The following is a 21,127-nucleotide window of genomic DNA, read 5'->3' on the forward strand; positions in this document are numbered from 1 at the left end:
CAACACTTTTAAAGGTAGGAGCCAACTTGTTGGCGAGAGGGCCTGACACGGTTCTTCAGGCACGCCGCCTCGCGAACAAGTTCGCTCCTACCGTGATATGCCGTCATCACCCGACGATAGCGCGCACCACGAAGTACAACAACGACGGCCCCAGCAGGCAGCCCAGTCCGGTATGGAACGTTGCCGTCAACGCGCCGTAAGGCACCAGTCGCCGATCCGTTGCGGCAAGACCCGCCGTCACACCACTGACGGTGCCTGCCAGACCGCCGAAAACCATTGCCGAGCGCGGGTTATCCAGCCCCATCCAGCGCGCCGCCATCGGTGTACCGACCATCACGATGATCGCCTTGATCAAGCCAGTTGCGATCGACAGCGCCATCACATCCGATGTCGCCCCCAATGCCGCGCCAGTGACCGGGCCAACGATATAGGTCACTGCGCCCGCGCCAATGGTGGTCATGCTTACTGCATCGCGATAGCCAAACACCCAGGCGATGCTCGCGCCGACAATGAACGGCAGGATCGTGCCAAGCAGCAGCGCAATCACGCCAATCAATCCGGCTTTGCGCGCTTCAGTTGCCTGCACTTCGAACGCGGTGGCAACGATGGCGAAGTCACGCAGCATTGCGCCGCCCATCAGCCCGATACCGGAAAACAATGTCACGTCCGCCAGGCCTTTTTGGCCACCGGTCATCGTGCCGCCGACCCACGCCAGAACCAGGCCGATGACAATGGCGATGGCTGATCCATGCACCCTGCCGAACGTCAGCCGCTTGGAAAGCACGACAGAGATCCACATCACCACGCCCACAAAGGCAAATGCCGTCACCAGCCCGTTGCTGATCAAACCCTTATCAATGATTTCCCACATATCAGCGGCTCCCTGCTGGCGTTGGCGAAGGCGTTGGTACCGGCGTGATGCCCGGAATGATCACCGGCTCTTCCGGAGGCAGCGGCTCGCCCTTGTTGATGCGGCTGATCAAGGCAATGGTGCAACCGCACAAGACCACCGAGCCGACGGCTGCGAGTACGGCGACAGGGCCGCCTTTGAGGGCCGTGACGACGTTTTGCTGAGCCGCCATCGCGACCACCACCGGGATGTACATAGCGCCCCAGAAACCGACGCCCATCTCGCATTCCTTGCTCATGCCGCCGCGCTTCTCCATCCACAGACGGGCACAAATCAGCAGGATCATCGCGATCCCGACACCACCCACGTTGGATTTGACGCCCAGCATTACGCCAAGCAAGTCACCGAGAATCACCCCTGCAAGCATGCAGATAGCCAGCAGTGCTACACCGTAGATAATCATTATTGTTATTCCTCAGTTTGCCTTACGAAGTTGTTGTTCTTGTTCTTCGAAACGGTCCAACGTCCGTGCACTCTATGGGTTGCGGCTGCCCTCCTCGCGCGACAACGCGACCAGACTGTCCAGGCGAGCGCCTTGAAAAGCGACTGCCGTTCCCTGCTCGAAAACTTTGCGCGCTAGCCCGGTCAACACGGTGCCCGGCGGGAATTCAATCTGCAGACGTGCGCCGCGCTCGTAAGCGGTTTGCACCGTGCTGCGCCAGTCGATGACGCGGCACATGTTGAAGGCCAGATCGTCGCGCAGCTTGTTGGCAGTCAACATTGGCCGCGCCGTGCTGCCACTCAGATAACGCACCGCAGGGGCTTTGATCGTCACGTTGGCGAAAGCCTCAGCCAAGGCTTGCGCCGGTTGTTCAAGCAGCGCGCAATGGGACGGCACGCTCACCGCGAGGCGCTTTACCGTTGCTGCGCCACTGGCTTTCGCCAAATGCGCCACTTCACCCATCGCCTCGGCGCTTCCGGCGATCACAAACTGGTTTTCGGCGTTGATATTGGCCAGGTACACGGGCTGTTGAGGACCGTGCACTTCGGCGACCAGCGCTTCGACGGCGGTCAGATCCAGCCCGATAATCGCCGTCATGCCATAACCTTGGGGATAGGCGCTCTGCATCAGCTCACCGCGCAAGGCCACTAACCGAACAGCGTCAGTGAAGCTCAGCGAACCGGCAACAACCGCTGCCGGATACGCACCGATGGACAAACCGGCAACGGTGTCCGGCTCGCAGCCCTGGGTTTTTAAAAACCGCGCACTGGCGACCCCGGCGACCAACAAACACAGCTGAACGGCACGAGTGGATTGCAGTGCTTGCTCACAATCCAGCAGCAATACGTCTTCGCCCAACGCATCGCTTGCTTCACTCAGGCAATCACGCATCGATTGCTCATCAGGCAAATGATTCAACATGCCCGGCTGCTGCGCGCCCTGGCCGGGGAACACCCAAAAGCTGCTCATGCGCAGGCCTCGGTCGGCTGCCAGGGTTGGGTGACCAACCAGGCCCCCTGCTCACTCTTGAGCAACACCTGACGCGAAGCACCCGCCCACTCGCGCAATGCCAGTGCGCCAAAAGGCGTCTGCAATTGCACGTCGATTCGACACACGGAACGGTCCAGAACCTTCACCAGCTCGCCAGCCCATTCACGGCTGACAAAGCGCGGGGTGCGCACAATCAAATCCAGATCGCTGTTCTGATGCAGAGCCGCCACACCGCTGGCCAATTCGAAACCAGCGCTGCCGCTGACGCCCCAAGGCAGCGCCAGCAAATCCATCAACGGGCGAATCTGATCCAGTGCTTGCAGCGCAGGCCAATCGTGCGCCCCTTGAACATGCGTCAACTGCTCAGGACGCACGCAACGCTCAATAGCATCCCGTGGCATCAGTGCCGCAAACCGTTGCTCACGACCCGGACCACGAATACCCACCGCGACAAGCGCTCGCGGCGCCAAGGAACGACGCACCACCACCGGATGCTCAAGGCGTACAGCCTCAAGCACCCAGTCCGGCGCATCGGCAGGCAAGGCAGACACCGGCATGCCCCACAACAAATCGTGGGGCAGCACTGCCAGATCAGCGTTCATTTACCACTGCGCCCGCAGCAGTTCGCGTACTTTTGACGAGGCTTGGCGATTGCTCGCGCCAAGTCGGCTGCTCAGGTCATTCCCTGCGGCCTTCACGTCTTTGATCGCACTGTTCAGCACGTCCTGAACGTGACTGATATCTTCGCCAGAGGGCTGCTCGATCTGGCTGACCGACAAGGTTTCCCAGAGCAGGCCAAGGCTGGCGTAGTTCTCGATGTCGTACGCCATGGGCGGGATGCTGGCGGCAAGTTTTTCCAGTTCGTCGACGCTGCGCAACGTCACCCGCGCGGCTGACTCTTTGCCCATGGCGTGCACCATGACGCCGGGATCACGCAGGGCGATCAGCCGATTGGCTTGATAACCGTGAGCCAGAAACGCACCGGACATCGCCTTGCCGACCAACAAACCAATCACCGGATGGCCCGCCAGTCGCGCACGGGCATAACTGTCTACAGCGCCCGCCAAAGCTTGATGAATGCCCAGCGCTTCTTCGCGCCGCCCATACGCCTGGCTCGGCACATCGACGATAGCGATCAGTGCTCGCTTGTGTTCGTTATCACGATCCAGCTCGATGGCGGAATCCACGGCCTTGGCCAAACCCCAGCCTTCCAGTAAACCGACCTCGCCATTGCGAGCACGGGGGAACCGGTTGTCAGCATCGGCGACCACTGCCAGAAAGCGCACCGCCTGCTCACCCAATACGCCATCCGCTGCCTTGACTGAATGCGGCAAACCCACCACTTCGGCCGCGTTGGCGCTGAGCGCTTTGAACCAGTTCAAACCTCGTTGGGAAGCGCTCATGGCTTGACTCCTTTGGATTGCGGCTCTGTATAGAGATCGCGCACGGTTTGCGGATCGATTTGCGAAGCGGTGTCGAGACGCGCCAGACGATGCAGAAAGGTTTCGTACTGGCTGCTGCGCTCCTGAGCCGGAACACCGAGGCTGATCCAGCCGGTCACTTGTTCACGGATCGCTTGCACGTCGTCAGCGGCAAAACCGTCCACCAGATGGCTGGCGTAACGCTGCTCACCTCCGGTAAGGCTCCAGATGAAAGGCCGATCGCGGGAGTCGTATTCTTCGATGCCCGCTTCCTGCTCGATCACTTGCGGGCCGTTCAAGCCCAGCCGCGCTTCCTGGGTCACCAACAGGTAACTGCACAAGCCCGCAGCAATGGACATGCCGCCAAAACAACCGACGCTGCCCGCCACCACGCCGATCACTGGCTGGTACTGGCGCAGGTCGACAATCGCCGCATGAATTTCGGCAATCGCCGCCAGGCCAAGGTTGGCTTCCTGCAAGCGCACACCGCCGGTTTCCAGCAACAAAATGGCGGCAGTCGGGATTCCATTGCGGTTGTCTTCAGCAGCCAGTTCCAGTGCACCGGCCATTTTCGCGCCGCCCACTTCGCCCATGCTGCCGCCTTGGAACGCACCTTCGATGGCGGCTATAACCACGGGTAAACCACCGACCGTACCTTTGGCGACAATCACCCCGTCGTCCGCCTGGGCGACGATGCCTTGCTTAATCAGCCAAGGCGACATGATGCGGTCAAACGGGTCGATCAACTCACGAAAACTGCCTTCGTCGAGCAGCGCTTTTGCCCGTTGCCGAGCACCCAATTCGACGAAGCTGTGTTGCTGAAGCAAACGGGCGGTATCAGTCATGGCCAATCTCCTCGAAGCCTTGCTCCAGACGCAAACGGACCACGCCTGGTGTGGCGCCGAAATCGTGAATATCGATGGCCAGCGCAGGCGGTGTCTGGCCGTCGAACATGCGCTCGAACAAATGCTGCCAGCGGGCAGACGCGCCATTCACCGACGTCACCACGTTGATCGACAACTTGCCGGGTACACCCGGTTCGAGCAGCACTTCCAGATCACCGGAACCGACACAACCCACCAGCGCACGGCCTAGCGGCGGCTGCCCGGCGGGGAATTCAAAAGACAGGGTTTCCATGGTCAGACACTCCTCGATTCAGAGCCGAGCACAGGCTCAAGGCTATCGATGAACAGGCATGCGGCGAGCAAATCGGCAGCGCCACCGGGTGACGCATTGAGCTGCAACAACTGCTGATCCAGCGCGTGCAATTGGCGACGACCGGCCAGGCTCGCACTGCCGCCCGCATCCAGCACCCGCTGCGCGCCTTGCTGCATGGCGTGCAAACCTTCAAGGCCGGAGCGATACAGCACACAGGTGTCCGCCAACGTGGTCATGATCGCCAGCAAGGCATCGAGTCGCGCGTTCTGCTCGCCGCTGCCGGACGCCCGACTGTGTTGCAGTTGCGGCAGGCCTTTTTGCATGACGGCGGGGAAGCCCAGTTGCGCCTGTTCTTTGGCACCCATGGCGCCATAACGCTGGGCCACCTGTGCGCCGTGGCTAAGTTGCGGGACCACGTTGCGGTCTTCAATCAAGGCCAGCTTTGCGGCGCGCAAGGTCAACTGCGCTGCGCTGCAGTTATTGGGTTCAAGCGCGGCAGCGGTGACCAACAGGCCCAACGCCCAGATCGCACCGCGGTGGGTGTTCACGCCGTTCGTGGTGCGCAGCATCGCGGCTTCGCCTTCACGACCAATGCGGCCCAAGGCCTCGCGCAAAGGCTGGCCGATTTCTGCGAACTGCTGGGCCGCTTCAGCCATGCCTTTGAACATTGGCCATAGCGACAACGCCGAGGCGTGCATCAGGCCCAGATGCAGATCGCTGTGCGCGCCACTGCCGCGCCGATCCACCAGTGCTGGTTTAGGTGACAGGTCCGCTTCATCAATCAGCGCGTCGACGGCAAGGTCAGCCAACTGTTCGGCGAACAACGGGCTGTCAGATTTGGCTTTGTGTGCAAGTGCGCTCATCACCAACTCCTGAATTTTGCAGGTGGGTTGTACAAGCCGCCTGACCACTGAACCAGATCACCAATGCTCTTGGCGGCGAGCAATTCGCGGCTGGCATCGGTGCGGCGGATACCCAGATCTTCCGGCAGCGCAATCAAGCCTTCACGACGCATGCGCGCGGTGTCTTTGGGGTTATGGCGCATGCCGATGACAGTCACGCCTGCCACCGCTGCGATCATCGCCTGACGCTCTTCCAGGCTGCGTGCCTTGTACAGATAGGCAATGCCTTCTTCGGTGAGCAAATGGGTGACGTCATCGCCGTAGATCATGATCGGCGCGAGGGGCATGCCGCTTTTCTTCGCCACTTCGACCGCATCAAGGGTTTCCACGAAAGTGGGTTTACCACCTTCCTGGAAAGTCTCGACCATTTGCACCACAAGCTTTTTGCCGCGCTCAAGATAAGCATCCGGGCCGTCGCCGCTCTGTTGGCGCATGTCCAGCCAGGCGGGGGTTGGATGGCGACGCCCATGAGGGTCGTGGCCCATGTTCGGCGCGCCACCAAAACCGGCGAGGCGACCACGGGTGACGGTTGAGGAGTGACCATCACCATCCACTTGCAAGGTCGCGCCGATGAACAGATCCACCGCGTACTGTCCGGCCAGTTGGCAGACCATGCGGTTGGAACGCATCGAGCCATCGCGCCCGGTAAAGAACACGTCTGGCCGGGCAGCAATGTAGTTTTCCATACCCAGCTCAGTGCCGAAGCAGTGCACGCTCTCCACCCAGCCGCTTTCGATGGCGGGGATCAACGTCGGGTGCGGATTGAGCGTCCAGTTGCGGCAGATCTTGCCCTTCAGACCGAGTGATTCACCGTAGGTCGGCAGGATCAATTCGATGGCGGCGGTGTTGAAGCCGATGCCGTGGTTGAGCGACTGCACATTGTGTTTTTCGTAGATGCCACGAATCGCCATCATCGCCATCAACACGTGTACTGGCTTGATGTGGCGCGGGTCGCGGGTGAACAACGGTTCGATGTAAAACGGCTTGTCGGCGACCACAACAAAGTCGACCCACGACGCAGGGATATCAACGCGAGGCAGATCGCTGACGTCGTCCACCAATTGGTTGACCTGGACGATGACAATGCCGTCGCTGAACGCGGCCGGTTCGATCAAGGCGGGAGTGTCTTCAGTGCTTGGGCCGGTGTAGATGTTGCCCGCCCGGTCGGCCATGAAACCGGCAGAGAGCACGACATTGGGAATCAGATCGACCACGAGCCGCGAGTACAGCTCGATGTAGGTATGAATCGCGCCGATTTCCAGCAGGCCGTCTTCCAGCAACTGGCTGATGCGCAGGCTTTGCGTACCGGCAAAGGAGAAATCGAGCTTGCGGGCGATGCCGCGTTCGAACAGATCAAGGTGCTCCGAGCGCCCAACGCTGGGCATGATCATGTGCAGGTCGTGCAGCTTGGCCGGGTCGACTTTGGCCAGGGCGCGGGAAAGAAAGTCCGCCTGCTTCTGGTTGTTGCCCTCAAGCACCACGCGATCACCGGACACCATCAAGGCTTCCAGCGCTGCGACGATGTTGTCGGTCGGCAACACCACACCATCGGCAAGATGCCGCACCTGCTCGAGCCGCCGCTGTTTCTCGGTGCGACGACGCGACCAGCGCGCGTCGGGGGTCGTTATTGTTGTCATGTCCACTCCACGATTTCGCTGTCGTGGGCCACCTTAGGAGCTAAGGGTGCGGGGCATCAATCAAGTAGAGAGTGGGATCGTTACGGTTGGAGTAATGATCAGTTGATGGCGGCTAATGCTGGCCCAAAAGCTGTAGTGCAAGGCTCAGATCATTGTGGGAGCTGGGCTTGCCCGCGATGCAGGCACCGCGGTGTTTCAGGCAGATCGCATCATCGTTCATCGCGAGCAAGCTCAGCTCCCACAGAAGAAAGTAGCTTCGCAGCAACTATCGAAGCGACCGCTCAACCATCGCGTTGGCCATTTCAACCAGATGCACAACAGAAAACGCCAGATCGCGCTTTGAACCGGTCAGGCTATCGCCGCATTCGTACGCAGTGGCCATGGCGCAGCGCAGCAACTCCGAGGCGTGAGTCAGGGCTTGCTCCTGGGTCAGGGCGTGATTGGCGAGGAAGGGTATTTGAGGTGGTGTTTCGGGCATTTGATTTAATTCCTACATGACTTAAGGAGCCGCTGTCTTCGCTACCAAACGAAGGGTGGCGGCCGTACGCAAGTTGGTAGAACCGGTCGCAGGCACCCGGCGCGTCCGAAGACGCCATGCGCACGGCCACCATAAACACGGACCGTAAGAAAGCGCCTCGCTGAAGGTGGCGCCTTGCGCCTACATAACCTAGGTCTACCAAACCTGATCGCTGATTTTGCAGCGACGGCAGGAGGTTAGAGACCCAAATCACAGGGCGCAATAGGCCGGGATTTTCTCGGAAATTTCACTCAAGTGAAAGGGAGGCTTCTTGCTATCGAACGGCCATAGAACGAGTCAACATCTGCGCAGGCAATAAATATCTAACTCAAAAAGTAGGCATCCCTTGATAAATTTCAAAGCCCAAATTTCCTGCGAAAACTTCAAAGCAATGACACATCTGAATAGCGAAACCTCTCTGCACTCACAGCAGCGGTATACTCCCAAGCGTTGCGCGCAAACCTATAATTGCCAATTCGGGGAGTACGTCATGGCATCATCCACGTTGTCATTCTTTATTGATGACTCATTGGCAACAAAACTCGACGAGCTCGTGTCGGCTTCAAATCGAGAACGCCAATACCATCTGCAACGGGCGTTAGAACAGTATTTGGCGACAGCATTCGAAGAGTTGCAGGCGATAGACGAAGGCATTGCAGACGCTGAAGCGGGACGTCTCACCGATCTTGAAATAGTAAAAGCTGAGTGGTTAGCACGTGCGAACAATAGCGCTGACTGAGAAAGCTCGAAGCGACCTGCTTTCTATCCACGAATACTACGTTGCAAACGCAGGTCCAAAGGTAGCAACTGGCATTATTCTCCACCTCCTCGAAAAGCTGGACCCACTGACGATTTTCAGCAGCATGGGGCGCCCGGCTCTACGTCCAGGGGTTCGTGAGCTGGTTTTTGCTCGCTACCCATTTTTAGCGCTGTACCGAATAAACGATCAAGAAATTCAAGTCATTAGAATTCGACATCAACGAAATGCTTAGTTGGTCCAGGTTTTTTTCGGAAATTTCACTCAAGTGAAAGGGCGATGTCTGGCTGTGGAGCGGGGAAGTTGTGGCTCAATATCTCGGTGGGTAATACATCCGTACTGATTCGCTCCGCCTAAATCAGTTACTTTTCATTGAAAACGCTCTTCGGATTTCATCATGACCTCGCCTGACAACCCGCGGAATGAAAACTCCAGCGTTGAGACGACTTACTTGCTGAGTAACGAATCAAACGCCAAGCGCCTGCGCCGCTCTGTCGCTCAACACAAAGCCAGGACAGTTCTGACCGACGATATGTCCTTGAACCTCAGCGAGCTCGAAGTAAACCGACGCATTCAGCACCTGCCGATCTGACAGTACGCTCTCACGCAGCAAGCACAGGCCATTGTAGGAGTGACCGGGGTGGCGCTCCACCTTGCTCGCGATTCGGTTTCTCTGTCGACGACAATTATCGCCTGAATTAACGCTATCGCGAGCAAGCTCACTCCTACAGGTCCAAGGTTAGCTGCGGGACAACAACCGCTCAATCCAAGACCAACTGATACCGCGTACTCCGCCCTCCCCCTGGCAGTTTCAGCACGCAGCCTTTCTCCAGAAGATCAGCAAGGTGCCGGGTGGCAGTGGCCTTACTGACCTTCGCAACAGCCTGATATTGCGCGGCGCTGATGCCGCCTTCGAAACCCGGTTTGTCGGCCAGTAAACTTCCGTCCAGCAAACGGTTGAGGACTTTGATTTGCTCTGGCGATAAACCATCAGCCCGGTGTTGCTGCCAGAAGCGTGCCTTGGCCAGAACGCGGTCGATGCGTTTGATCGCTTGCTCAAGGGTATGCAGCAGGGTTTGCAGAAACCACTCAAGCCACGGCGTGATATCCAGACCTTCTTTCTGGCTGCGCTCCAGGACTTCATAGTAGCCTCGTCGATCCGCAAGAATGCTCGCGGACATGGCGTAAAAGCGGATCGCCTGGTTCTCAGCCTGCGCCAAGGCAAGGTCGGTGATTGCTCGCGTCAGACGGCCGTTGCCGTCATCGAAGGGATGCAGCGTCACGAACCAGAAGTGCGCAATGCCCGCACGCAGCAATGGGTCAAGGCTGACATCTTCCCGGCTGGCGGCGAACCAATCGAGAAACGCATCGAGTTGTCCCTCCAGACCTTCGCGCGCCGGGGCTTCGAAATGCACAGTTGGCCGGTCCACACGCCCCGACACCACCTGCATCGGCTCTTCGCCCCGCAAAGCACCTACCCGGATGTCGTGGGACAGCAGCGATTCTTGAGCCGGAAACAGCAGCGTGTGCCAATGGAGTACCCGCTCAAGCGTGAGCGTCGCAGTGTGTTGCTGGGTGGCATCGAGCATTAGCTCGGCCAGGCCTTCACTGCGCGGGCTGACCCGCTGATCAGCCTCAAGTCCAAGACGCTTGGCCAGTGATGAGCGCACTGAACCGACATTCAGTTGCTCACCCTCAATGGCTGAAGAAGTGATGATGTTTTGCAGCAGCGCATCCAGTTCTGTCTGTGCGCTCGCATCGGCACCCGCCGCACCCAACATGCCCAGCAAACGGCCCTGCGCCTGGGAGCAGCAGCGCAGTAGTGAGGCGAGCCGCTCCGCCTGCCAGCGAAAATGCGGCCAGTCAGCGTGCTGCCAGATCCAGTTCAGGTGTTCGTTCATGATGACGACCGTTATGCACATGAGCCGAATAATAAACCTATTCGGCTCATTCCGTGAGCCGAATATAAAATCTAATCGGCTCACATACCCGGCGGGATACGATTCTTTTTAGGAGCGCACGAGCACCGCGAGGCCGCGATGGCGGTGTGTCAGGCAGAACGCTATCGCTGCCTCGCGGTGCTCGTGAGCTCCTACAGGGAGGTTTGTGTGAGGCCCGCATCCACCAACCACTGCTCTAGCCCCACCAGATCGGGGATCTTCGCGATGGTCTCGCCGATTTGCACGGCCGCGAGCTCAAGCGCATCCAGAGGTACGTCAACATAGCTGAGCTGGTTGTCGACCTTGCAGGAACGGGGGATGCCTTGGGTCAGCAGAGCAATGAATTTCAGCTCGTCGCGGCCACCCAGGGCGTTGAGTACGACGATGCGTGCGCGGCCACCGACAAGGGTTCGGCCGCCGCACGCGGCTTCGAAACTGAGCAAGGGCAAAGTGCGCTGCCGCCAACTGATCGGCCCCAGGTACCATGCAGGCGCATCACTGTCGGCGCTGCAATCCTGATAGTCGATGAGCTCCGCCACGGCGACGTTGGGCAGCAGCAAATTGCGGTCGCTCAGTGGCAGAATCAGTCCGGTCAGTTGTGTCGCACTGGCAGCGTTAGGCATTGACCTGACTCCAATAGGCGATGCTTTCGAGCAGCACTGATTCCTGATACGGCTTGCTCAGGTACTCATTGACGCCCAGCCCCATGGCACGGTCGCGGTGCTTCTGGCCGGAGCGGGAGGTGATCATGATGATGGGCAATTCCTTGAGCTGCTCGTCGGCGCGAACATGGCCGAGGACTTCGAAACCGTCCATGCGTGGCATTTCGATGTCCAGCAACATGACGTCCGGGACGCGCTCCTTGAGCAGCAGCATGGCGTCGACACCGTCTTTGGCTGTCAGTACGTTCATGCCATGACGCTCCAGCAGGCGGCTGGTGACTTTGCGTACCGTGACCGAATCGTCCACCACCAGCACCAGCAGCGGTCGGCCCTGCTCAGCGTCGCTCCACACCGGCACACTGCGCCCCGCCGCTTGCTCGGCCAGCAGACGGCCATGCAACCGACGAATGTGCGCCAGCAAATCGAGAATCAGCACAACGCGGCCATCGCCCAGAATGGTCGCACCGGAAATACCCTGCACCCTGGAAAACTGCGGGCCAAGGCTTTTAACGACGATTTCCCGCGAGCCCGCCAACGCATCGACCTGCACCGCAACCCACTGGTCCTGAACATGCACCAGCAACACCGGTAGCGGCTGGGTTTGCCCGATGAACGATGGCGGCTGACTGTAATTGAGCAGCTCGCCCAGATAGCGCAACTCGTAAACCCGCTCGCCATATTGATAACGCGGCGGCGTCGACTGGTAGCACCTTTCCAGCTCGCCGGGCATGACCCGCACAATGCCTTCGACAGTATTGAGCGGTACGGCGTATTGCTCTTCGCCCCATTGCACCATCAGTGCACGGTTGACCGACACCGAGAACGGCAGGCGAATCCGGAACAGCGCCCCCTGCCCCTGCACGGATTCGATCACCATGGTGCCGCCCAGTTGCTTGACCTCGGCATGCACCACGTCCATCCCGACGCCGCGCCCGGAAATCTGCGTGACGGTTTCCGCGGTAGAGAACCCAGGCTCCAGAATGAACTGCAACGTCTCGTGATAACCCGGCTGCGCATAAGCCGGAATCATGCCGCGCTTGATGGCCTTCTTCCGCACCGCATCCAGGTCCACACCTGCGCCGTCGTCGCTCATCTCGAAAACGATATCGCCGCCTTCGTGCTTGAGATCCAGAAGGATGGTGCCGAACTCGGGCTTGCCCTGAGCCAGGCGCTCTTCGGTGCTTTCAAGGCCATGATCGATGGCGTTGCGCAGCATATGCTCCAGCGGCGCGACCATGCGCTCAAGCACCGTACGGTCCATCTCGCCTTCAGCGTTACCCACCTCGAAATGGACTTTTTTGTGCAGCTCGGCGGACACCTGACGCACGATGCGTTTGAGGCGCGGCACCATGCGCTCGAAAGGCACCATGCGCGTGCGCATCAGGCCTTCCTGCAGTTCGGTATTGACCCGCGCCTGTTGTAGCAACAGGGTCTGCGCGTCGCTGGCCCGGGCGTCGAGGGTTTCCTTGAGGTCCATCAAGTCGGACGCGGACTCGAACAAAGCGCGCGACAATTGTTGCAGCTGGGAATGGCGATCCATTTCCAGCGGGTCGAAATCTTCGTAACCCAGCCGCTCGGCCTGCACCTGCTCACGGCTGAGGATGCTGCCTTGGGTTTCCATGTCCAGACGCCGCAACTGATCGCGCATCCGCTCAATGGTCGTGGCCATTTCTGCGAGGGTGCCTTCGGCGTCAAGGACTTGCTGTTCGATACGGCCGCGAAAGATCGATGTCTCGCCCGCCAGATTGACCAGCGTTTCCAGCTCTTGCGCCGGAACCTTGACCATCTCGCTGGCTGCGCGCTCACCCTCGGGATCAGGAGCCGGAGCTGGTTCGGGCATGAGTATGGGGGCCAACGGTTCGAGCATCGCAGGCGCGAGGGTGGGACCATTCGAGCTATCGCCAGAGGCCTGCTTGCGAATGCTCTCGATCAGCAGCGCCGCACCGGGCAACGGCTTGTCGGTGCGCACCGCGTCGAGCATATCGCCGAGCAAATCGTGGCCGCTTTGCAGCAGGCTGATGGTGATCGGATCGGGCTTCACTGTCCCGGCCGACAAACCCTCATATAGCGTTTCCAGCTCGTGAGCCAGATCGCCGATGGGGGTGATTTCTGCCATGCGCGCGCCACCTTTCAAGGTGTGCAGATCGCGCAGCAGGTTTTCCACTTCGAGCAAATTAGCGGGGTCGGCCTGCCACCTTGCCAGCGCAGCGCCGGAGCTGTCGATGAGGTCGAAGCCTTCTTCGAGGAAGATTTCCAGCAACTCGGTGTCGCGCTCAGGCGAAGTATTGGCTTCAACTTTGGGCTGTGCCGGAATGGGCTCGCCCATTGACGTCGGCGTGGCGCCCATACGCAAGGCCTGAATGGCATCGATCAACGCCGTCGGGTCACTCAGCACCCGGTGCTTCTGCAACTCTTCAAGCATCAATGCCAGATGGTCATGGCTTTGGACCAGCAAGTCAGCCAGGGCCGGAGAATGGCTGTAGCGGCGGTCGATAAGGCCTTCGTAAACGCTTTCCAGTTCATGCCCCAGATCGCCAATGGGACCGATTTCAGCCATGCGCGCGCCACCCTTCAAGGTGTGCAGGTCACGCTGCAAGGCTGATAGCGGCAACGGGTTTTCCGGGTCATCGAACCAGCGCTGCAGGGCTTGCCCGGCGCTGTCGAGGATATCCACCGCTTCCTCGAGAAATATCTCGACGATCTCGTCATCGAGGTTCAACGGGTCGCCGAGAATCGGCGCATGACTGGCCAACGTTTCGGTGGCCGCGTTCAGCTCGGTGATGCTCAGCGTCTGGCTGCCGTCACTTTTGATCAGGCCCGTGGCTGAAGGGTCCAGCGCCTGATCATGCAAGTCCCGCAACGCCTGAATGCGGGCCGGACAGGCTTCAACTTCTTGCCCGGCCGCCAGTTGATCAAGCATGCAGATCAGTGCTTCATGGGCCTGCTCGGCCTCATCAAAAAAGCGTTCGCTGACCGCCAGGCTGCTTTCTTCCACCGCCCCATACAGGTCCAGCAAGGCCTCGCAAAGTTCGTCCACTTGCGGCAAGTCGGCGAGGTGCGCGCCATGTCCCAAGGTGGTCAGCTCATCCAGCAGCGCAGAGAGTTCCTGCCGTTCTCCGGGGTGTTCCCGCCAGCGCTGCAAGAGGTTTTCCGCGTCCAGCAGGATGTCCATGCCTTCGGCCAGAAAGCTCTCGATCAGTTGCGGATTGCGCTTGACCCGCAGACCGTTGTTCGACGCACTCAACACCGCTGCCAGTCGCTCTTGCAGCAAGGTCTGGGCGGCGTCGATCAGCGCCGCCGCACCGGGAATCGGCCCCAACGGATCGCTCGACAGCTGCGCCAGGCCCATCAGAAGCAGCGGTTCGGCCTGATGCAGCAACTCAAGTTCGGCCTGCCCCAACGCCAGCATGTGCGCTTTGTACTCACGCACCAGTTGATCCAGCGGACTGGTCAGTTCCGCAATCGGCAACACACCGGCCATGGAGGCGCTGCCTTTTAGGGTGTGCAGCGCCCGCAGCAGGTCGTCGCTGATGGCAGGCTCTGGATCATTGGCGCAGCTCTTCAGAAAACGCTTGAGACTGTCCAGATGACTCAGGGCTTCCTGGCGGAAGATTTCCAGCAGTTGCGGGTCGAGCTCGTCAGTTTCGTTTTCGCTATCGGCGGCGACGTCGAAGGTCAGCAGTCCTTGTCCTCTGGCCAGGGCATGCGCCTGGGCAGCGAGGCGGTCCACATCGTTGCGCTGACGCTGGGCACCCTGAGCAAAATCCTTGAGAACGGCTGGCAGCAGTTCCAGCACTTCATTGAGCAGCTGCTGAACGTGCTCGTCGGGTTTGACGCTGTTTTCCAGTATGCGGTTGAGCAGGTTTTCCACTGCCCACGCCAGTTCGCCAAGGATCAATGCACGAACCATCCGCCCACTGCCCTTGAGGGTGTGGAAAGCGCGGCGCACTTCGGTCAGCGCGGTGGTGTTGCTGCGCGCATCATTGAGGGAGCCAATCCATTGCGGCAGGTATTCGCGCAGGGCGGCGAGGACTTCTTCGGCTTCCTCAAGAAAGACTTCCAGTAACTCGTCGTCCACCGCTTCTTCATCGGCAGGCGGCGGCAACAGGCTATCGGGGGTATGAAGCGCCGGCGGGTTCACGCCAGACATTGGACTGGCCAGCACATCGGCGATGGTTTGCGTCGGGCTGACCAAGGCGTTGCGCGCTTCCAGCTCAAGAATCTCGTCCTGGCTGATGACCTCGTCCAGCACGGGTACGTCGAGGGTATCCGACGCGGGCGTGTAGCCCAGTCGCGCCAGGCTTTCCTGCGCCATGTCGAGCACCTGTTCGCCCGGCGCCTCATGGTCTTCGCCCATGCGCTCCAGATAATACTCGATGCCGGTAATGGTATCAGCGAGGCTGTCGAGCTGGGTCCAGGCCGGGCGGGTTTCGTCGATCAAGAGGTGTTCAAGAATGTAGTCGTTACAGGCCGCCAGCAGACTGGCTGCACGGGCCAGCGGAATCATCGCCAGTGCGCCGCGCACTTGCACCAGCAACGCAGACAGTGGCTTCAGACGCTCGCGATCCCATTCACCATCGATGTAATCAATGATCACATCCTTGGCTTGCTGCAACACGACCCGGGCTTCACGGATGACTAACTGATGAATCTGCGTCAGGTCAGTGGTGGGCAGGCGACTCTCTTCGCGATTGGCGGCTTGCTCGACCGGGCCGACCATTCCGGCCAGCGTTGCCTCGACATAGAGCAACGCCCCGGCCACATCCATCAATGCGGCGTCACTCGGCTCGCGCTGGCCCTGCGCCAAACCCTGCACCACGGCCAACTGATCAATGATGACTTTACGCGGCTGACCGAAGCCCAGCACAGCCAGTGTGTCGGCGATCTGCCGCAGCGGCGGTAACAGGCTGTTGAGTTCGCTGACCGACTTGCGATCACCGCGTACAAACACATCCAGCCGCTCTTTGACCCGCACCAGCTCTTCGCACAAGGCGCTGATCACCGAGCGCATCGCGTCGCGATCAGGTCCGAGGCTCGTCCGTTGCTGGCTGGGTGGCGTGGTGTCGGGCAGCGCTTCGTCCAGGCCGTACTGGTCCTTCAGATCGACCATTCGTGGCGCCTGGCTGTCGGACTTGGCGATGTAGAACAACAGGCTTTTGAGCAACTCATCCGGCGCAGGCTGGTTGATCCCCGCAACGCCCTGCTCCAGCAGGCGTTTGAGTTCTTTGTCGGCATCCTTGAACAGGCTGCGCAATGCCGGGCTGTTTGTGAAATTGCCATTGAGCATGGTTTCCACCAATGCCGACGCAATCTGCCAGAGCGGCCCCAACGGCGCGTTGTCGCAAAGCTGTTCGAGACGCGCGAAGACTTTGCCCATGTAGCCGAGCTGAGTCTTTACGTCCTGCTCACGCAACAGGCCGACCAGCGCAGTCTGCAGGGTCTGGCGTAATTTGCGCAGCAGCGCGGGTAACTCGGGGTTGTCGCGCTGTTCAAGAGTTTGCGCATCCAGCGGTGCAACACTGACCAGTTGCGGCGCGAACAGGCTGGTCTCCGACAACAGGCTTTCACCCCGGGCACTGCGCAAGTCATTGAGCAGCGGCAAGACCACCAGCGGCAGATCGCGCCGGGCAGAATGAATACGGTCCAGATACGCAGGCAGTTGCGTCATGGCCTGAGTCAGCAACTGCTCGGCCTCGGCACGCTCCGCCACGCGATCCTGCTGCAAGGCGAGCGCCAGTTGTTCGACTTCCTCGGCCAGCAACGCTGCACCGTAGAATTCGATCATTTGCAGGCTGCCGTGCACCTGGTGCACGCAATCCAGGCACTCGTCCATCGCCTCCGTATGGCCGGGGTCGACGATGAATACTTCGAGGGCCTGGCGAGCCTGCTTGAGGGTTTCAGCGATTTCGCCTTTTACCCATTCCAGCGCCACATAGTCGTGCCGATCAGCCATGACGACTCCAATACCCAGCTTGATTGCTTATACCGAAGTTGAACCCAAACCTGTAGACGCTCACCGAGGGATAAACGGCCCCTGTGGGAGCGAGGCTTGCCCGCGATAAACGATAACGCGGTATGTCGTCTAACTGCGTCTCATGCATCGCGGGCAAGCACCGCTCCCACAGAGATCGCATTCCAACCTGAATGTTTGTGTCGACCGGACCTTCTCTGCAGGAGAGCAGAGCTGTACGTTTTCTGAACATCACCCACGGTCCTTTGACGACGGCAAGGTGAAGCCCGAAACCGAGCGACGCATCGCGCTGGCCATCTTCGCCAGGTTACCCATGCTGCGCGCCGTGGCGGCGGTACCTGAGGTGGTCTGCGAGGTGGTTTGCTGAATGACCGTCATGGTCTGGGATATCTGCAGACCCAGTTCTGACTGCTGCTGGGCCGCGTTGGTGATGCTCTGGATCAGCGCGGCAAGGATTTTTGAAACGCCCTCGATCTCTTCCAGCGCCACTCCAGCGTCCTGCGCGAGGCGCGCCCCCCGCACCACTTCGGTGGTGGTCTGTTCCATAGAGATCACCGCCTCGTTGGTGTCGTTCTGAATCGCCCGCACCAGCGTTTCAATCTGCTTGGTCGCTGAGGACGAACGTTCAGCCAGACGCTGCACTTCGTCAGCCACCACCGCAAAACCGCGCCCGGCGTCACCGGCCATCGACGCCTGAATCGCAGCGTTCAAGGCGAGGATGTTGGTCTGGTCAGCAATGTCGTCAATCAGGCTGACAATATCGCCGATTTCCTGAGAAGACTCACCAAGACGCTTGATTCGCTTGGACGTGTCCTGAATCTGCTCGCGAATGTTGTCCATGCCGTTGATGGTGTTGTGCACCACCTCATTGCCTTTGTTGGCAATGGCAACGGAGCGTTCGGCCACCGACCAGGACTCATGGGCGTTGGCCGAGACCAGATCGATAGACCCGGTCATGCGGTTGATCGCGTTGGACGCCGCAGCGATCTGCAACGCCTGATGCTCGGACGCCGCAGCCAGTTGCGTGGCGGTGCCCTGGGTGTCCTTCACCGCACCGAACACTTGCTCGGCAGTGAGGTTGATGGTCGCCACCAGCTCGCGCAACTGGTCGATGGAATAGTTGATGGAGTCAGCAATTGCCCCGGTGAAATCCTCCGTCACCGACGCGGCCACGGTCAGATCGCCGTCTGCCAGGTTTTCGATTTCATCGAGCAGACGCATGATCGCGTTCTGGTTGCGCTCGCTTTTTTCGGCGGTCTCGCGAAGCTGACGATTGGTCTCACGCACCATGACCAGGCCGATGAGGATGATCGACATCAAGGCCAACAGCCCTAGCACGTAACCGCCAATGGTGTTCGATGAGCGCGCACTGGCCAGATGCTCCAGCCGGTTGGCGAGCACAGAGGTTTCGTCTAGCAGGGTTTGTGACGTGTTGAAGATGTTGCCTGCAGACTCGCGCACCTCGAACAGCTCAGGCGATGTTTCGAGAATCTCATCCACCGAACCGGAAACGAACTGGAACAACTCGGCGATCTCGGCCAAACGCGCTCGGGCGGCCGGGTCGTCGACCTGCGCGATGCGCAAGCTCACGTTGCCGTCGAGCATGCCGCTGAGCACTTGGCCGAACTGACTGGCGTCACGACCGAAAGCGTCGGCGGCCTGAACCGCGGTGTCATCCCCCGCCAGCACCTTGTTGACCGAACCAAGAATCCGCTCAGCCAACAAAGACTGACGCTGGGCAACTGCGACCTGGCTGGCTGGCGCGCGGTTTTGCAGCAGGATATCGACGACTTTTTCGTACTCGACCTGCAATTGCGGGATGGTTTCGGCCAGGGTCGCAGCCACTTGATGCAACGACAGCACGGTCTGCTCGTTGGCCAGAATCACGTCGGAGTTTCTACGCAGGGCTTCCCAGTCGGCCTGCACCGTCTGCAACTCGTCGCGGACGTCCTGTGGCGCGGGTGGCAAACCGGTGTTTTTGTCGCCCTTGCGCAGATAGCCCCAACGCATGTCAAAGTCGTTGCGGGCATCGGCAAGCAATTTGAAGGCTTGCGGTTTACCCGCGGCGGCCTCGGAGGCGTTCTTGGCAATGCGCTGAGACAACACGCGCAGCTCGCCTGCGTGACCGATGTATTGCTTGTCGTAATTCGACTGCGTGTTGAGGTAAGCGAAATTGACGAACAGCAACACGATGAAAATGATCAGCGCGACGAACAGCACGACGATTTGCGAACGGCTGCGTAGGCCTTCCAATGATCTGCCTGTCTTACTCATGTCCCACCTGGACCGAATGCGATGTTTATCGCGCAAGCAAAAAAGGCCAGCGTTGCTGGCCTGCCGAATACGTTAAAGCGCTACGTCCATGAAGCCCGGTGACTGCGCCAGCGCCCATGGACTGAACACCAGCCAGGCCTGATCGCGCACAAACCGCCCTCGAATGAACGGCGTAATGTCATCATCCATGTCAGCCGCCTGCCGGGGCATCAGGCTGATCTGACTGAAATGCTGCAGGCCGAGGACCTCATCAACCAGCAAACCGGCGAATACATCCTGGTGCTCAACGACCAGCACCCGCCGCTCTTTACGCAGGGGCGACAGTTCATGGCCGAAAAAGCTGCACAGATCCATGATGGGTAACAGCTTGCCACGCAGATTGGCCACGCCGCGCACCCAGGGTTTTACTCCGGGCAGCGCTGCGTAGCGTGGCTCATGAAGTATTTCGCTGACTTCCCCCATGGGCGCCACATAGCAACGCTCGCCCATGCGAAAGCCGATACCGCTCCAGTCCTGCTGGCGGGTTTCCTGAAACGGCAGGCCCGCCGCCAGTGTTCGACAACGTTGATCGATGTCGAACAGCAGCTGAAAAGCGGTTTGAGACTCAGCCATGACGAACCGGCGTCAGCCGGCGAGTACCGCATTCAGGGTTTTCATCAGGGTCTCTTCGTCCACCGGCTTGGTCAGGTAATCACGCGCGCCCTGACGTTTGCCCCAGACCTTGTCGGTTTCCTGATCCTTGGTGGTGATGATGATCACCGGGATCATGCTGGTGTCCGCGTCCTTGGTCAGTTGGCGGGTGGCCTGAAAACCATTGAGGCCGGGCATGACGATGTCCATCAGCACGGCGTCAGGCTTTTCCTGACGCGCCAGGGCAACGCCGTCGGCACCGTTTTCGGCCTTGAGAACTTCATGACCGTGCTTTTCCAGCATGCCGGTCAATTTGTACATTTCAGTCGGCGAGTCATCGACGATCAGAATTCGAGCCATGGTGTTCCCCATAAGGATGAATGCCCGCTGCCCTTGTGGGCAGCAGGCGTCACGAAACTTGTTGTTCCACTGCAACGAACCCGGGCACATGCGCCTTGATCGCGCTGAGCAGTTCTTCCTTGCTAAACGGTTTGGTCAAAAACTGATCAGAGCCGACGATTCGTCCCTTGGCCTTGTCGAACAGGCCATCCTTGGACGAGAGCATGATCACCGGCGTCGATTTGAACGCCCGGTTGTTTTTGATCAGCGCGCAGGTCTGATAGCCATCCAGACGCGGCATCATGATGTCGACAAAGATGATGCGCGGATGATTGTCGGCGATCTTGGCCAGCGCATCGAACCCGTCAATCGCGGTAATGACCTCACAGCCGACATTTCTCAGCAGCGTTTCGGCGGTGCGACGAATCGTCTTCGAATCATCGATGACCATGACTTTCAGTGCTGATGAATGCTGTTCCATATCTGCTCTTCCATCGCCGCGGCGTAATTATGCGTGTTCAGCCCGGCACGGGAGCCTGATCGTACTGCCAGCTCCTGATTTACAGGGGCTGAAGGC

19 protein-coding genes and 2 pseudogenes are annotated in these 21,127 nt (G+C 59.6%); 3 read left to right on the forward strand and 18 right to left on the reverse strand.

Annotation, left to right across the window (positions count from 1 at the left end; translation table 11 throughout):
• Positions 1-106 precede the first annotated feature (106 nt).
• The 10 genes from madM to K3169_RS27975 form a co-directional block, all read right to left on the reverse strand.
• Positions 107-871 carry a malonate transporter subunit MadM gene (madM, locus tag K3169_RS27930; RefSeq protein WP_099268501.1) on the reverse strand — a complete coding sequence of 255 codons (765 nt, stop codon included), beginning with the start codon at positions 869-871 and terminating at the stop codon, positions 107-109.
• A gap of 1 nt (position 872) precedes the next feature.
• Complete coding sequence (gene madL / locus K3169_RS27935) at positions 873-1,313, reverse strand: malonate transporter subunit MadL (protein WP_099268502.1); 441 nt, start codon at positions 1,311-1,313, stop codon at positions 873-875.
• A gap of 72 nt (positions 1,314-1,385) precedes the next feature.
• On the reverse strand, positions 1,386-2,321 hold the full coding sequence (mdcH, locus tag K3169_RS27940; protein WP_263269145.1) for a malonate decarboxylase subunit epsilon: 936 nt from the start codon (positions 2,319-2,321) through the stop codon (positions 1,386-1,388).
• Positions 2,318-2,944, reverse strand: a complete 627-nt coding sequence (locus K3169_RS27945; RefSeq protein WP_255879541.1) for a malonate decarboxylase holo-ACP synthase — start codon at positions 2,942-2,944, stop codon at positions 2,318-2,320. The genes mdcH and K3169_RS27945 overlap by 4 nt, the downstream gene beginning before the upstream one ends.
• Positions 2,945-3,745, reverse strand: coding sequence for a biotin-independent malonate decarboxylase subunit gamma (gene mdcE / locus K3169_RS27950; protein ID WP_263269147.1), 801 nt, complete (start codon positions 3,743-3,745; stop codon positions 2,945-2,947). It abuts the gene before it with no gap.
• A complete protein-coding gene (locus K3169_RS27955; protein WP_263269148.1) occupies positions 3,742-4,608 on the reverse strand; it encodes a biotin-independent malonate decarboxylase subunit beta in 867 nt (288 codons plus the stop codon). The genes mdcE and K3169_RS27955 overlap by 4 nt, the downstream gene beginning before the upstream one ends.
• Positions 4,601-4,900 carry a malonate decarboxylase subunit delta gene (locus K3169_RS27960; RefSeq protein WP_087265683.1) on the reverse strand — a complete coding sequence of 100 codons (300 nt, stop codon included), beginning with the start codon at positions 4,898-4,900 and terminating at the stop codon, positions 4,601-4,603. Before K3169_RS27960 ends, K3169_RS27955 begins: the two co-directional genes overlap by 8 nt.
• Positions 4,901-4,902: 2 nt before the next feature.
• Positions 4,903-5,784: a triphosphoribosyl-dephospho-CoA synthase gene (locus tag K3169_RS27965; protein ID WP_263269151.1), complete on the reverse strand. Its 882-nt coding sequence runs from the start codon at positions 5,782-5,784 to the stop codon at positions 4,903-4,905.
• A complete protein-coding gene (gene mdcA / locus K3169_RS27970; RefSeq protein WP_027901332.1) occupies positions 5,784-7,460 on the reverse strand; it encodes a malonate decarboxylase subunit alpha in 1,677 nt (558 codons plus the stop codon). Before mdcA ends, K3169_RS27965 begins: the two co-directional genes overlap by 1 nt.
• A gap of 265 nt (positions 7,461-7,725) precedes the next feature.
• Entirely contained in the window at positions 7,726-7,938 is a 213-nt protein-coding gene (locus tag K3169_RS27975; protein WP_231675335.1) for a DUF6124 family protein, read from the reverse strand.
• A 529-nt stretch (positions 7,939-8,467) separates the two neighbouring features.
• Here K3169_RS27975 and K3169_RS27980 point away from each other — a divergent pair.
• The 3 genes from K3169_RS27980 to K3169_RS27990 all read left to right on the forward strand — a co-directional run bounded on the left by K3169_RS27980 (position 8,468) and on the right by K3169_RS27990 (position 9,326).
• Positions 8,468-8,716: a CopG family ribbon-helix-helix protein gene (locus K3169_RS27980; RefSeq protein WP_231675336.1), complete on the forward strand. Its 249-nt coding sequence runs from the start codon at positions 8,468-8,470 to the stop codon at positions 8,714-8,716.
• Complete coding sequence (locus K3169_RS27985) at positions 8,694-8,969, forward strand: type II toxin-antitoxin system RelE/ParE family toxin (protein ID WP_231675337.1); 276 nt, start codon at positions 8,694-8,696, stop codon at positions 8,967-8,969. The genes K3169_RS27980 and K3169_RS27985 overlap by 23 nt, the downstream gene beginning before the upstream one ends.
• Positions 8,970-9,131: 162 nt before the next feature.
• Positions 9,132-9,326: a hypothetical protein gene (locus K3169_RS27990; RefSeq protein WP_231675338.1), complete on the forward strand. Its 195-nt coding sequence runs from the start codon at positions 9,132-9,134 to the stop codon at positions 9,324-9,326.
• 169 nt (positions 9,327-9,495) lie between these two features.
• Here K3169_RS27990 and K3169_RS27995 read toward each other — a convergent pair whose 3' ends face one another.
• The 8 genes and pseudogenes from K3169_RS27995 to pilG form a co-directional block, all read right to left on the reverse strand.
• Complete coding sequence (locus K3169_RS27995) at positions 9,496-10,635, reverse strand: Fic family protein (RefSeq protein ID WP_263269153.1); 1,140 nt, start codon at positions 10,633-10,635, stop codon at positions 9,496-9,498.
• 191 nt (positions 10,636-10,826) lie between these two features.
• Positions 10,827-11,297 (reverse strand): chemotaxis protein CheW, encoded by a 471-nt coding sequence (locus tag K3169_RS28000; protein WP_231675340.1) that lies wholly within the window; start codon positions 11,295-11,297, stop codon positions 10,827-10,829.
• Positions 11,290-13,161, reverse strand: a pseudogene (locus K3169_RS29930) (response regulator); the annotation flags it as partial. The gene K3169_RS28000 and the pseudogene K3169_RS29930, both read right to left, overlap by 8 nt.
• 81 nt (positions 13,162-13,242) lie before the next feature.
• Positions 13,243-17,289, reverse strand: a pseudogene (locus K3169_RS28005) (Hpt domain-containing protein); the annotation flags it as partial.
• Positions 17,290-17,538: 249 nt separating this feature from the next.
• Entirely contained in the window at positions 17,539-19,581 is a 2,043-nt protein-coding gene (locus tag K3169_RS28010) for a methyl-accepting chemotaxis protein (RefSeq protein WP_027898391.1), read from the reverse strand.
• 72 nt (positions 19,582-19,653) lie between these two features.
• Positions 19,654-20,193 carry a chemotaxis protein CheW gene (locus tag K3169_RS28015; protein WP_231675342.1) on the reverse strand — a complete coding sequence of 180 codons (540 nt, stop codon included), beginning with the start codon at positions 20,191-20,193 and terminating at the stop codon, positions 19,654-19,656.
• Between the two features lie 12 nt (positions 20,194-20,205).
• Positions 20,206-20,571, reverse strand: a complete 366-nt coding sequence (pilH, locus tag K3169_RS28020; protein ID WP_027898389.1) for a twitching motility response regulator PilH — start codon at positions 20,569-20,571, stop codon at positions 20,206-20,208.
• 49 nt (positions 20,572-20,620) lie between these two features.
• Positions 20,621-21,031, reverse strand: a complete 411-nt coding sequence (pilG, locus tag K3169_RS28025) for a twitching motility response regulator PilG (RefSeq protein ID WP_027898388.1) — start codon at positions 21,029-21,031, stop codon at positions 20,621-20,623.
• Positions 21,032-21,127 lie beyond the last annotated feature (96 nt).

Origin of the sequence: Pseudomonas phytophila, from assembly GCF_025643095.1 — a bacterium.
GTDB classification, from domain to species: domain Bacteria; phylum Pseudomonadota; class Gammaproteobacteria; order Pseudomonadales; family Pseudomonadaceae; genus Aquipseudomonas; species Aquipseudomonas quasicaspiana.